Source organism: Pseudomonas cyclaminis, from assembly GCF_015163715.1.
GTDB lineage: Bacteria > Pseudomonadota > Gammaproteobacteria > Pseudomonadales > Pseudomonadaceae > Aquipseudomonas > Aquipseudomonas cyclaminis.
The window spans coordinates 47,582-60,589 of the sequence record NZ_JADDUM010000022.1; the positions used below are offsets into that span (position 1 = coordinate 47,582).

General features: G+C 62.2%; 9 protein-coding genes and 1 pseudogene. All 10 read right to left on the reverse strand.

Going from position 1 to position 13,008, the window contains the following annotated elements; all coding sequences use genetic code 11:
* Positions 1–99 precede the first annotated feature (99 nt).
* The gene (gene hutG / locus IQK56_RS02745) at positions 100–900 is read right to left on the reverse strand and encodes an N-formylglutamate deformylase (RefSeq protein ID WP_150762014.1); all 801 of its coding nucleotides are present in this window, start codon (positions 898–900) and stop codon (positions 100–102) included.
* Positions 901–911: 11 nt separating this feature from the next.
* A complete protein-coding gene (gene hutI / locus IQK56_RS02750; RefSeq protein WP_122305434.1) occupies positions 912–2,117 on the reverse strand; it encodes an imidazolonepropionase in 1,206 nt (401 codons plus the stop codon).
* Between the two features lie 15 nt (positions 2,118–2,132).
* Positions 2,133–3,542, reverse strand: coding sequence for an amino acid permease (locus IQK56_RS02755; RefSeq protein WP_150676063.1), 1,410 nt, complete (start codon positions 3,540–3,542; stop codon positions 2,133–2,135).
* Positions 3,543–3,669: 127 nt separating this feature from the next.
* On the reverse strand, positions 3,670–5,202 hold the full coding sequence (gene hutH / locus IQK56_RS02760) for a histidine ammonia-lyase (RefSeq protein ID WP_122305432.1): 1,533 nt from the start codon (positions 5,200–5,202) through the stop codon (positions 3,670–3,672).
* A gap of 41 nt (positions 5,203–5,243) precedes the next feature.
* Positions 5,244–6,752 (reverse strand): HAL/PAL/TAL family ammonia-lyase, encoded by a 1,509-nt coding sequence (locus IQK56_RS02765; protein WP_193862152.1) that lies wholly within the window; start codon positions 6,750–6,752, stop codon positions 5,244–5,246.
* 136 nt (positions 6,753–6,888) lie between these two features.
* On the reverse strand, positions 6,889–7,713 hold the full coding sequence (locus IQK56_RS02770) for a quaternary amine ABC transporter ATP-binding protein (RefSeq protein WP_016972280.1): 825 nt from the start codon (positions 7,711–7,713) through the stop codon (positions 6,889–6,891).
* Entirely contained in the window at positions 7,710–8,561 is an 852-nt protein-coding gene (locus IQK56_RS02775) for an ABC transporter permease (protein ID WP_053140441.1), read from the reverse strand. The genes IQK56_RS02770 and IQK56_RS02775 overlap by 4 nt, the downstream gene beginning before the upstream one ends.
* A gap of 71 nt (positions 8,562–8,632) precedes the next feature.
* Positions 8,633–9,598, reverse strand: a complete 966-nt coding sequence (locus IQK56_RS02780) for an ABC transporter substrate-binding protein (protein ID WP_122305431.1) — start codon at positions 9,596–9,598, stop codon at positions 8,633–8,635.
* A 68-nt stretch (positions 9,599–9,666) separates the two neighbouring features.
* Positions 9,667–11,110: pseudogene (locus tag IQK56_RS02785) on the reverse strand (purine-cytosine permease family protein).
* Positions 11,111–11,190: 80 nt separating this feature from the next.
* The gene (hutU, locus tag IQK56_RS02790) at positions 11,191–12,876 is read right to left on the reverse strand and encodes a urocanate hydratase (protein WP_341869477.1); all 1,686 of its coding nucleotides are present in this window, start codon (positions 12,874–12,876) and stop codon (positions 11,191–11,193) included.
* Between the last annotated feature and the right edge of the window lie 132 nt (positions 12,877–13,008).

Genomic DNA, 13,008 nt, shown 5'->3' on the forward strand with positions numbered 1-13,008 from the left:
GGTGCACACTTTTTGCTATCGAGATCGCACCCCGCCGGCTTATCAGGTATGTCTTAGACGTTGGGTTACAGCGGCTACTGCGCAGGCGCAGTAGCCAGGTCAGCTGTAACGTCTTTTTGCCCAGCCCAACATCCTCTCCAGCAACTGCTTCAACACCACCCGCGTCGGCTCGGCCAGATCCGGGCGATAGCGGAACGGCTCGAACTCCTCCATATACGTGCTCTGGCACAACTCCAACTGCACCGCATGGATATCCTGCGCCGGGTCGCCGTAATGTCGGGTGATATGCCCGCCCTTGAAACGCCCGTTCAGCACATGGCTGTACTGCGGATGCTGCGCGCAGATAGCTTCCAACTGGCTGGCCAGTTCCGGATCACAGGCGGCGCCGTTGAAGGTGCCGAGGTTGAAGTCCGGCAGTTTGCCGTCGAACAGGTGCGGGATCACCGAACGGATCGAGTGCGCATCGAACAGCAGCGCGTAGCCGAACTCGGCCTTGAGCCGTGCCAGTTCCTCTTGCAGCGCACGGTGATACGGGCCCCAGATTTTTTGCAGGTAGCTGGCGCGCTCTGCCTCGCTCGGCTCCAGGCCTTCACGGAACAACGGCACACCCTCGAACAGCGTGGCCGGGTACAGGCCGGTGGTGGCGCCGGCGTACAGCGGTTTGTCGTCGGACGGCCGGTTGAGGTCGATGACAAAGCGTGAGTACTGCGCCGAGAGCGTGCTGGCGCCCAGTTCCTCGGCAAAGTCGTACAGCGTGGGGATATGCCAGTCGGTGTCGGGCAGGCTTTGTGCCTCGGGGATCAACCCGGCCTCCACCGCAGGCGTCAGGCGCAGGCCGGCGTGGGGCATGCTGATCAGCAGCGGCGTGCGGCCTTGTTTGAAGTTCAGAACCTTATCCACAACAGCACTCCTTACACAGTGACATCGACGCCATGGCGTACGACGCGTTTATCCAGATCGCCGCCCAGCCAGTAGGCGAGGTCGGCGGGTCGATCAATCTGCCACGCCACAAAATCCGCCACCTTGCCCACTTCCAGCGAGCCATGGGTCTCGCCCATGCCCAGCGCAGTGGCCGCATGTTGAGTGGCACCGGCCAGGGCTTCTTCGGGGGTCATGCGGAACAGGGTGCAGGCCATGTTCAGCATCAGGCGCACCGAGAGTGCCGGTGAGGTGCCGGGGTTGAGGTCGCTGGCGATGGCGATTTTCACGCCGTGCTTGCGCAGCGCGTCCATCGGCGGCAACTGGGTTTCGCGCAGGAAGTAGAACGCCCCCGGCAGCAGCACGGCGACAGTGCCCGACGCAGCCATGGCGATGGCGTCTTCTTCGGTCATGAACTCCAGGTGATCCGCCGACAACGCGTGGTAACGCGCCGCCAGACTGGAGCCATGCAGCGACGACAGCTGCTCGGCATGCAGCTTTACTGGCAGACCGAGTTGCTGGGCGACCTTGAACACGCGCTCCACTTGCTCGGTGGAAAACGCCAGGTATTCGCAGAAGGCATCCACGGCGTCCACCAGCCCTTCGGCTGCCAGCGCCGGTAGCATTTCGGTGCAGATATGCTCGATGTAATCGTCGGCGCGGTCCTTGTACTCCGGCGGCAGGGCATGGGCCGCCAGGCAGGTGGCGCGCACGCTGACCGGCAGTTCATCGCCGAGGCGCCGGGCCACGCGCAGCATCTTGCGTTCGTTGGCCAGGTCCAGGCCGTAGCCGGATTTGATCTCCACCGTGGTCACGCCGTCGCGCAGCAGGCTGCGCAGGCGCTTTTCAGCACTGGCAAACAGTTCATCTTCTGTCGCCGCGCGGGTGGCGCGCACGGTGCTGGCGATACCGCCGCCCTTGGCCGCAATCTCGGCATAGCTCACGCCCTCAAGGCGTTGCTCGAATTCGCCACTGCGATTGCCACCAAACACCGTGTGGGTGTGGCAGTCGATCAGCCCGGGGGTGACCCACGCGCCTTGCAGGTCATGCACTTGGGCGTAGTCCGCCGTCGGCACTTGGCTGCGCGGGCCGATCCACTCGATGAGTGAGCCGGCAGTGACCATGGCAGCATCCTCGATGATCGAGTAGTGACCGTCAGCCATAGTTGCAACGTGGCAGTGTTGCCAAAGGGTTTTCATCAACGCCTCCCTAAGTTATCGATGAGACACAGCCGGGTCGTAATGGACGGTGGCCGCTTGCCCGGCGGCGGGTTTGACCCACAGCAGGTAGGCAACGACCAGCAGCACGATCCACACGGCGCCGACCAGCAAGGCTGCCTGGGTGTCCGGGAAGTAACCCAGCACACCAAATACAAACAGCATGAATACGATGGCCGCCGCTGGCGCATAGGGCCAGAACGGCACCGGGAATTTCAGCTCGGCGACCTGTTCTTTGGTCATCGAGCGACGCATCGCGACCTGGGTGAACAGAATCATCAGCCATACCCACACCGTAGCGAAGGTGGCAATCGAGGCAATCACCAGGAACACGTTTTCCGGGATGAGGTAGTTGAGCAGCACGCCGCCGAGCAGCGCTGCGCCCATCACCACCACGGTCATCCACGGCACGCCCTGTTTGGACAGCTGGGCAAACCCCTTTGGCGCCTGCCCTTGCTGAGCCAGGCCGTACATCATGCGTCCGGCGCCGAAGATGTCACTGTTGATTGCCGAAACTGCCGCCGAGATCACCACAATGTTGAGGATGGTCGCCGCCGAGCCGATGCCCAGGTTGCTGAAAATCTGCACGAACGGGCTGCCTTGGCTGCCGATCTGCGGCCATGGGTAAATGGCCATCAGCACAAACAGTGTCAGCACATAGAACAGCAGGATGCGCAACGGCACGGCGTTGATCGCCTTGGGGATGACACGCTGCGGGTCCTTGGCTTCCCCGGCGGTGATGCCGATGATTTCGATACCGCCGAAGGCAAACATCACCACCGCAAACGAGGCGATCAGGCCGCCGACGCCGTTGGGCATGAAGCCGCCGTGAGCCCACAGGTTGCTCAGCCCGCTGGCCTGGGTCTCGCCTGCCGAGTGGATGCCGAACAGCATGATGCCGAAACCGCCGAGGATCATCGCCACGATGGCGCCAACCTTGAGCAACGACAGCCAGAACTCCATCTCGCCAAACACTTTGACGTTGCACAGGTTCAGGCCGCCGATCAAAAACACGATGCCAAGCACCCAGACCCAGCGCGCCACCTCGGGAAACCAGAAGCCCATATAAATGCCGAACGCGGTGACGTCGGCGAGGCAGACGATGATCATTTCAAACGCGTAGGTCCAGCCGAGGATAAACCCGGCCATGGGGCCCAGGTAGGTGCTGGCGTACTGGCCGAAGGAGCCGGAAACCGGGTTGTGCACCGCCATTTCACCGAGGGCGCGCATCACCATGAATACGGCGGCGCCGCCGATCAGGTAGGCCAGCAGCACGGCGGGACCGGCCATCTGGATGGCTGACGCGGAGCCGTAGAACAGCCCGGTGCCGATCGCGGAACCGAGTGCCATGAAGCGAATATGTCGGGCGCTGAGGCCGCGTTTCAATCCTTTTTCCTGCTGGTGCATTTCTCGTCCTTAATTATTTTTATCCTGAGAAAATTAGAACCCCCGCTCGGGACAACTGCTTTTTTTGTGGTGAGCGGGCTTGTTGTGGTGAGCGGGGCAAGCCCGCTCACCACAGAGCGAGTGTCGCTTACAGGCTCGGCAACAACTTGGCCGGCACCAGCTCATTCAGGCAGCGGCTGGCGAGCAATTCGCTGGCGGCGATGATGTCCGGAGCGAAGAAACGGTCCTTGTCGTAGAACGCCACTTTGGCGCGCAGGATGCCACGGGCCTTTTCCAGTTTCGGCGAGGTTTTCAGGCCTTCACGCAGGTCCAGGCCCTGGCACGCGGCCAGCCACTCGACGGCGAGGATGCCACGGGTGTTCTCGGCCATTTCCCAGAGACGTTTGCCCGCAGCCGGCGCCATGGACACGTGGTCTTCCTGGTTGGCGGACGTCGGGATGCTGTCGACGCTATGGGGATGGGCCAGCGCCTTGTTTTCGCTGGCGAGCGCGGCAGCGGTCACCTGGGCGATCATAAAGCCGGAGTTCACGCCGCCATTGCCCACCAAAAACGGCGGCAGTTGCGACATGTGCTTATCCATCATCAACGAGATACGCCGCTCACTGAGCGAGCCGATTTCGGCGATGGCCAACGCCATGTTGTCGGCGGCCATGGCGACCGGTTCGGCGTGGAAGTTACCGCCGGAAATCACATCGCCTTCAGCCGCGAACACCAGCGGGTTGTCCGACACGGCGTTGGCTTCGACCACCAGCACGTCGGCGGCCTGGCGGAACTGGGTCAGGCACGCGCCCATCACTTGTGGCTGGCAGCGCAGGGAGTACGGGTCTTGCACCTTGTCGCAGTTCTGGTGCGACAGGGAGACCTGGCTGCTGTCGCCGAGCAGGTCGCGGTAAGCGGCAGCTGAATCGATCTGCCCACGCTGGCCGCGTGCAGCATGAATGCGCGCGTCGAACGGCGAGCGCGAACCCAGTACCGCTTCCACCGTCAGGCCGCCACAGGCCAGGGCGCCGGCGAACAGATCTTCACCTTCGAACAGGCCGCGCAGGGCATAAGCGGTGGACACCTGGGTGCCGTTGAGCAACGCCAGGCCTTCTTTGGCGGCGAGGGTCAGTGGCGTGAGGCCGGCGACTTTCAGCGCTTCGCTCGCTTCCAGCCATTCGCCTTTGTAGCGCGCCTTGCCTTCGCCCAGCAGCACCAGGGACATATGGGCCAACGGCGCCAAGTCACCGGACGCACCGACCGAGCCTTTCAACGGAATATGCGGATAAACCTCGGCGTTGATCAGCGCAATCAGCGCGTCGATCACTTGCCGACGAATCCCGGAGAACCCACGGCTCAGGCTGTTGACCTTGAGCACCATGACCAGCCGCACCAACGCATCGCTGATTGGCTCACCGACGCCGGCGGCGTGTGACAGCACCAGCGAACGCTGGAGGTTTTCCAGGTCTTCGCTGGCGATGCGGGTCGAGGCCAGCAGACCGAAACCGGTGTTGATGCCGTAGGCGGTGCGGTTCTCGGCGAGAATCTGCTCCACGCAGGCCACACTGGCTTCGATCTGCGCCGAGGCACTGTCATCCAGACTGAGCGTCACCGGCTGCTGGTAGATGGCCCGCAGTTGGGCAAGGCTCAGTTGGCCTGGAATCAGATTTAGCGCAGTCACGTTCGTACTCCTTGTAAATTATTTTTCGAATAAATAAGTGTTCAGTGCAAATTGGGTAACGCGGTGTCTTTGAGCAGCTTGGCGGCGGCTTCGATGTCCGGTGCCAGCCAGCGGTCCTGCTCGTAAGCCGGGACTACTTCACGCAGCAATCGCCAGGCGCGGTCGGTGCCCGCGCCGAAACGCCGGTCCTTCAAGAATTCAAATGCCTGGCCCGCCAACAAGTATTCGATGGCGAGGATCTGGGTAACGTTGGCCAACAGTTGATGCAGCTTGAGCGCGGCGTTGGTGCCCATGCTCAAGTGGTCTTCCTGCAAGCCCGAGGTGACAAAATTGTCGAGCACCGCGGGCTGCGCCAGCTGGCGGTTTTGCCCACACAGCGATGCGGCGACGTATTGCACGATCATCATCCCGGAGTTGACCCCGGGGTTGCTCACCAGGAACGCCGGCAAGCCACTGACGTGGGGGTTGATCAGGCGGTCCAGGCGGCGCTCGGCCACCGAGCCGATTTCAGCCATGGCGATGGCGAGCAGGTCAGCGGCCAAGGCGACGGACTGGCCGTGCGGGTTGGCCTGGGACACCACGCGGTAGCTGTCCGGCGTGCCGAGCAGCAACGGGTTGTCGGTGGCGCTGTTGAGTTCGGTCTCGATCTGGCGGGTGGCGTGCTCCACTTGGTCCCGCGCCGCGCCGTGGATCTGCGGGATCGAGCGGATGCTCAACGCGTCCTGGGTGCGAATGCCTTTGCTGCTGGCGATCACTTCACTGCCGTCGAGCAACGCACGCAGGTTGACGCCAACGCGCTGCATGCCGGGGTGCGGCTTGAGGGCGATGATTTCTTCATCAAAGGCGTCGATCTGACCGCGCTGGGCTTCGAAACTCATGGCACCAATCACGTCGGCCCATTGCAGCAGGTGATGGGCATCAGCCAGGGCCAGGCAGCTCAGGCCGGTCATGCACGGCGTGCCGTTGACCAGGCACAGGCCGTCTTTCGCGCCGAGCACCACGGGCTGCAAGCCTTCAGCCTGCAAGGCGGCGTGTGCCGCCACGATCTGGCCGCGATAGCTCACTGTGCCGACACCCAGCAGCGCCACGCCGACATGAGCCATATGGGTCAGGTAACCCACCGAACCCTGGGACGGCACCTGCGGCGTAATGCCGTGATTGAGCAGCGCCAGCAACGCCCGCACCACCTGCGGATGCAGGCCGGACTTGCCGTGGCTGTAGTTGATGACGGCCGCGCAGATGATTGCGCGGGTCTGTTCATCGCTGAGCACCGGGCCGACGCCGCAGGCGTGGCTCAGCAAGGTATTGCGCGACAGTTGGCTGAGTTGCTCGCCCGCAAGCGACACATTGCACAGCGCGCCCAGGCCGGTGTTCACGCCATAGGCGCGTTCGCCGCTGGTGACGATGCGCTGCACGATGGCCTGGGCATTGTCGATCCGCGCCCAGGCCTGGTCCGAGAGTTCGAGGACGGCGCCGTGGCGGGCGACGGCGACGACGTCCTGCCAGTGCAGGGGGGTGTCGGCGATGGTGATTTTTGTTGCCTGGGACATCTTCATACCTTCTTTAATGCTTGTGCAGGCTTACCGGCCCTATCGGGGGCAAGCCCCCTCCCACATTTGGAATGCGATCCCCTGTGGGAGGGGGCTTGCCCCCGATAGGGCCAGCAGCCTCACCACCAAACCAGGATCAGACCACCGCCGCCCGCCGCTGAACAAACCGGTCCACATACTCGTCCGCAGGCGAATGCAGGATCTCCCGAGGCGTGCCGACCTGGATCAGCTTGCCGTCCTTGAGGATCGCAATGCGGTTGCCGATGCGCACGGCCTCGTCGAGGTCGTGGGTGATAAACACGATGGTCTTGTGCAGGGTCTTTTGCAGCTCCAGCAACTGGTCCTGCATCTCGGCGCGGATCAGCGGGTCGAGGGCGCTGAAGGCTTCGTCCATCAGGATGATGTCGGTGTCGGCCGCCAACGCACGGGCCAGGCCGACGCGCTGGCGCATGCCGCCGGAGAGCTGGTGCGGGTATTTGTTTTCGTAGCCCTTGAGGCCCACGGTTTCGATCCAGTGCAGTGCACGTTCGGCGCACACCTGCTTGGTTTCGCCACGCACCTTGAGGCCGTAGGCGACGTTGTCGAGCACGCTTTTGTGGGGCAACAGGCCGAAGCTCTGGAACACCATGCTGATCTTGTGGCGGCGGAATTGGCGCAGGGCATCCATGTCCAGTTGCAGGATGTCTTCGCCGTCCACCAGGATCGCGCCGCTGGTGGGGTCGATCAGGCGGTTGAAGTGGCGCACCAGGGTCGACTTGCCGGAGCCCGACAAGCCCATGATCACGAAGATCTCACCGGTGCCGATGCTCAGGGACAGGTCGTTCACACCCACCACACAACCGGTCTCGGCCAGCACCTGGTCCTTGGTCTTGCCCTGCCCGACCATCGCCAGTGCGTCCTTGGAACGCGCACCAAAGATCTTGAAGACGTTTTTGACTTCGATTTTGCTGACAGTCGTCATTTGCTCGCCTCATGCCGTGGACGGCCATAGGCCTGGGTAATGCGGTCGATGACCACTGCAAGAATCACGATCGCAAGCCCCGCTTCAAGGCCACGGCCAACGTTGAGGGTCTGGATGCCGACGAGCACGTCTTCACCCAAGCCACGGGCGCCGATCATCGAGGCGATCACCACCATCGACAACGCCATCATGGTGGTCTGGTTGATACCGGCCATGATGCTCGGCAGCGCCAACGGCAATTGCACACCAAACAGTTGCTGCCAGCGGTTGGCACCGAAGGCGTTGATGGCTTCCATGACTTCGCCGTCAACCTGGCGAATGCCCAAGTCAGTCAGGCGAATCAGCGGCGGCGCGGCGTAGATCACTGTGGCAAAAATCGCCGGCACCTTGCCCAGGCCGAACAGCATCAGTACCGGGATCAGGTACACGAAGCTGGGCATGGTCTGCATGATGTCGAGCAGCGGCATCAACACCGAACGCAGGCGATTGCTGCGTGCCGAGAGGATGCCCAACGGAATGCCGATCAGCACCGAGATCACCGTGGCAACCATCATCAAGGCCAGGGTCTGCATCAGCTTGTCCCACAGGCCAACCGCGCCCACCAGGAACAGCAAACCGACAATTACAGCCGTGGTCACGACCTTGCGCGTGGCATGCCAGGCGACAGCACCGACGATCGCCAGCATCAGCCACCAGGGCGCTGCGCGCAGCAGGCCTTCGAGGTTGACGATGGCCCACAGCAGCGTGTCGGAAATCTGCCGGAACACATCACCGTAGTTGGTGACCAGTGAATCCACCCAACCGTTGACCCAGTCGGCAATGGAAAACGTAAAACTCTCAGGAAACATAGCGTGCTCTCGATCCAATGGGTTGTGGCCAGTCGCCCGGCCACCCCTGAGGGTAGCCGTGCACACTTGACCTACAAGGCCGCGTCGATTTTCTTGGCTGCGTCTTCGCTCACCCAGGCGTGCCAGACTTCAGGATGTTCCTTGAGGAAGATCTTCGCCAGTTTCGGCGACTCAATGCGTTCCTTGGCCATGCGCCCCAGGTTCTGGTTCAGCAGGTCGATGGGCAGGTTGACCTTTTCCAGCACAGCCACCAGTTCCGGGGCCTGTTCATGGAAGGTCTTGGACAGGCCGACCTTGATGCTCACGCTTTTATCCACACCGGGTTTTTCTTCGAGCTTGACCAGGTCGACCTGACCCATCAGCGGCGTCGGCGACCAGTAGTAGAACAGGATCGGCTCGCCGCGCTTGTAGCTCGACAGCACCGCCGCATCCAGCGCCGGGCCGGTGCCTGGGCGGAAGTTGGTGTAGGTGCTTTCCAGGCCGTAGCTTTTGAGCATTTCGCTGTTGTCCAGTTCACAGGTCCAGCCGGCCGGGCAGTTGTAGAAGCGGCCCTTGGACGGCTCTTCCTGATCCTTGAACACCGAGGCGTACTTGGCCAGGTCGGCGATGTTTTTCAGGTCCGGCGCCTTGGCTTCCAGCTTGCGCTTGGCGTCGCCTTCGATCACATAGCGCGGCACGTACCAACCCTCGATGGCACCTACCACAGGCGCGCCGACGCCGATGACTTTGCCGGCCTTCTCGGCCTTGTTCCAGACTTCGCTGCGGCCGACCCATTCTTCGGCAAACACTTGGATGTCGTTGCTGCTCAGGGCGTTTTCCATAGTGATGGAGTTGCCTGGCAGGCTGTCGGTTTTGCAGTCGTAGCCTTTTTCCAGCACGGTTTGCAGGATGTCGGTGAGCAACATGCCGCTTTCCCAGTTCAGGCCGGCGAATTTCACCGGTTTACCGGACTCGCACCAACCGGCCGCCTGGGCGCCAGCGCTGGCCAGCAAGCCTGCAGAGAACAACGTGGTCAGCAGGGTCTTATGCATTTTCATTGTGTGACGCTCCCAATCATGAAATGGATTACGGCAGTCAAAAGGCGTCCTGCCTTGTCCACGTCCCATCAGGCCTGTGCAGCCAGCCCGGTTGTTGTTGGTGTAGCGCCCTGCTCTACCGGCAGGATCAGTTGATCGGGCACCCTGCCGTGCCATTTTTTCGCACACAGGTAATACAGCGCGGCAGGCAGCAGCAGGCCGATGATCCAGGAGATATCCACACCCCCAAGGGCGCTCACCAACGGGCCGGTGTAGAACTTGGTGGAGATGAACGGCATCTGCACCAGCACACCAAAGACATACACGCTGATACCCAGGGGGTTCCAGCGCCCGTAGCGACCCTCTGGATCGGCCAGCGCCGGCACGTCATAGCGCTCGCGGGTGATGCAGTAGTAATCCACCAGGTTGATCGCGCTCCAGGGCGTAAAGAACGCCAGCAGGAACAGAATGAAAGACTTGAACGCACCGAGGAACGAATGCTGGCCGAGCAACGCGATCAGGGTCGCCGTACCGACGATGGCCAGCACGAACACCAGACGCTGCAGACGCGTAACCTCCAGGCGACCGCGAAAGCCGCTGATGATAGTCGCGATGCACATGAAGCTGCCGTAGGAGTTCAGCGTGGAGATGGTGACCTTGCCGAACGCGATGCTGAAGTACAGCAACGCAGCGGTAGCGCCACTGCCGCTCAAACCGACGATGTACGCCACCTCGTGACCGGCGAATTGCCCGTTGGCCATGGCCGCGGCAAACACGCCGAGGATCATCGCCACCTGTGCGCCGATCACTGAACCTGCGCCGGCGGCGAGAAAGGTTTTCACCGAAGACGTGCTGCTCGGCAAGTAGCGCGAATAGTCCGCCACATACGGCCCGAACGCGATCTGCCAGGAGGCGGCGAGGGACACCGCGAGCAAAAAGCTGCTCCAGCTGAAATGACGGATTTGCAGCAATGCACCAATGTCAGCCTGGCCCATCAGGCGACTGAACAGGTAAACGAAGGCAATCACACCAATGACGCTGGCGACGCGCCCGATGAAGTGGATCACCCGGTAACCGAGCACCGTGACCAGCACGATGACACTGGCGAAAAGGAGAATGCCGACGCTGTCGCTGACCCCAAACAACTGGCCCAGCGCCTGGCCGGACAGCACGGTGCCGGTTGCGGTGAAACCCAGGTACATCAGGCACACCAACACAATCGGAATAGCCGCGCCATACACGCCGAACTGCACGCGGCTGGAGATCATCTGCGGCAGGCCCAGTTTGGGCCCTTGCGCCGCATGCAACGCCATGACGCCACCGCCGATCAGTTGACCGACCAACAGACCGATCAACGACCAGAACACATCACCGCCCAACACCACGGCCAAGCGCCGGTGACGATGGCGTGATTTGCAGGTTGGCACCCAGCCACAGGGTGAACTGGCTCAAGAGACGACCGTGTCTTTCCGCTTCCGGGATGTAGTCGATCGAACGTTTCTCGATCAACGGGGTGGTGTCGTTTGCAGCCATGTCGGTTCAACCTCTGATGGATTGTTTTGGTGTGCAATACCGTTCAAATGTGGGAGGGGCGTGCCCCCTCCCACATTGGGTTATTTGATCATCGGGAGATTGAGGCCCTGCTCCTTGGCGCAGTCGATAGCGATCTGGTAACCGGCGTCTGCGTGACGCATCACACCGGTGGCCGGGTCGTTGTGCAGCACGCGGGCAATCCGCTCGGCGGCTTCGTCGGTGCCGTCGCAGACGATCACCATGCCGGAATGCTGGGAGAAACCCATGCCGACGCCGCCGCCGTGGTGCAGCGAAACCCAGGTCGCGCCGCTCGCGGTGTTGAGCAAGGCATTGAGCAGCGGCCAGTCGGAGACGGCGTCGGAACCGTCCTGCATGGATTCGGTTTCGCGGTTCGGGCTTGCCACCGAGCCGGAGTCGAGGTGGTCACGGCCGATTACCACCGGCGCCGACAGCTCGCCACTGCGCACCATTTCATTGAAGGCCAGGCCGAGCTTGGCGCGCTGGCCCAGGCCGACCCAGCAGATACGCGCCGGCAGGCCCTGGAAGCTGATGCGTTCGCGGGCCATGTCCAGCCAGTTGTGCAGGTGGGCGTCGTCCGGGATCAGCTCTTTGACCTTGGCGTCGGTCTTGTAGATGTCTTGCGGGTCGCCCGACAGCGCAGCCCAGCGGAACGGGCCGATGCCACGGCAGAACAGCGGGCGGATGTACGCCGGGACGAAACCTGGGAAGTCGAACGCGTTCTCCACGCCTTCTTCCTGGGCCATCTGGCGGATGTTGTTACCGTAATCGAAGGTCGGGATGCCTTGCTTCTGGAATTCCAGCATGGCTTTGACGTGGATGGCCATGGACTGCTTGGCGGCCTTGATCACGGCAGCCGGCTCGGTCTTGGCGCGGGCGCGGTATTCGTCCCAGGTCCAGCCGGCGGGCAGGTAGCCGTTGAGCGGGTCGTGGGCGCTGGTCTGGTCGGTGACCATGTCCGGGCGCACGCCGCGCTTGACCAGTTCAGGCAGGATTTCTGCCGCGTTGCCCAGCAGGGCGATGGAAATGGCTTTGCCTTCCTGGGTGTATTTGGCGATACGGGCCAGGGCGTCGTCGAGGTCAGTGGCTTGCTCGTCGACATAACGGCTGGCCAGGCGGAAATCGATGCTGACCTGCTGGCACTCGATGTTCAGCGAGCACGCGCCGGCCAATGTTGCGGCCAGCGGCTGTGCGCCGCCCATGCCGCCGAGGCCGGCAGTCAGGACCCAACGGCCCTTGAGGTTGCTGTCGTAATGCTGGCGACCGGCTTCGACGAAGGTTTCGTAGGTACCTTGGACGATGCCCTGGCTGCCGATGTAGATCCAGCTGCCGGCGGTCATCTGGCCGTACATGGCCAGGCCCTTGGCATCCAGTTCGTTGAAGTGTTCCCAGCTGGCCCAGTGCGGCACCAGGTTGGAGTTGGCGATCAATACACGCGGGGCGTTGCTGTGGGTCTTGAACACGCCGACCGGCTTGCCGGATTGCACCAGCAGGGTTTCGTCGTCGTTCAGGTTCGTGAGGCTCTCGACGATCTGGTCGTAGCACTCCCAGTTACGCGCAGCGCGGCCGATACCGCCGTACACCACCAGTTCTTTCGGGTTCTCGGCCACTTGCGGGTCGAGGTTGTTCATCAGCATGCGCAGCGGCGCTTCGGTCATCCAGCTTTTGGCGGTGAGCGTGTTACCGCGAGCGGCGCGGATTTCGACGTCACGGTATTTTGTAGGCCTAGCTTTCGAAAAATCGGTCACTGCTGGACTCCTCTGCATGATGCGCGGACAGTGATGGTGCGAAGGAGAGTCTTACGCACACATCTTTACTTGTATGTACAAGCATATGCAATCGAGCGGCCAACTTAGCGAGAGAGCGGATGAGATTTTTTT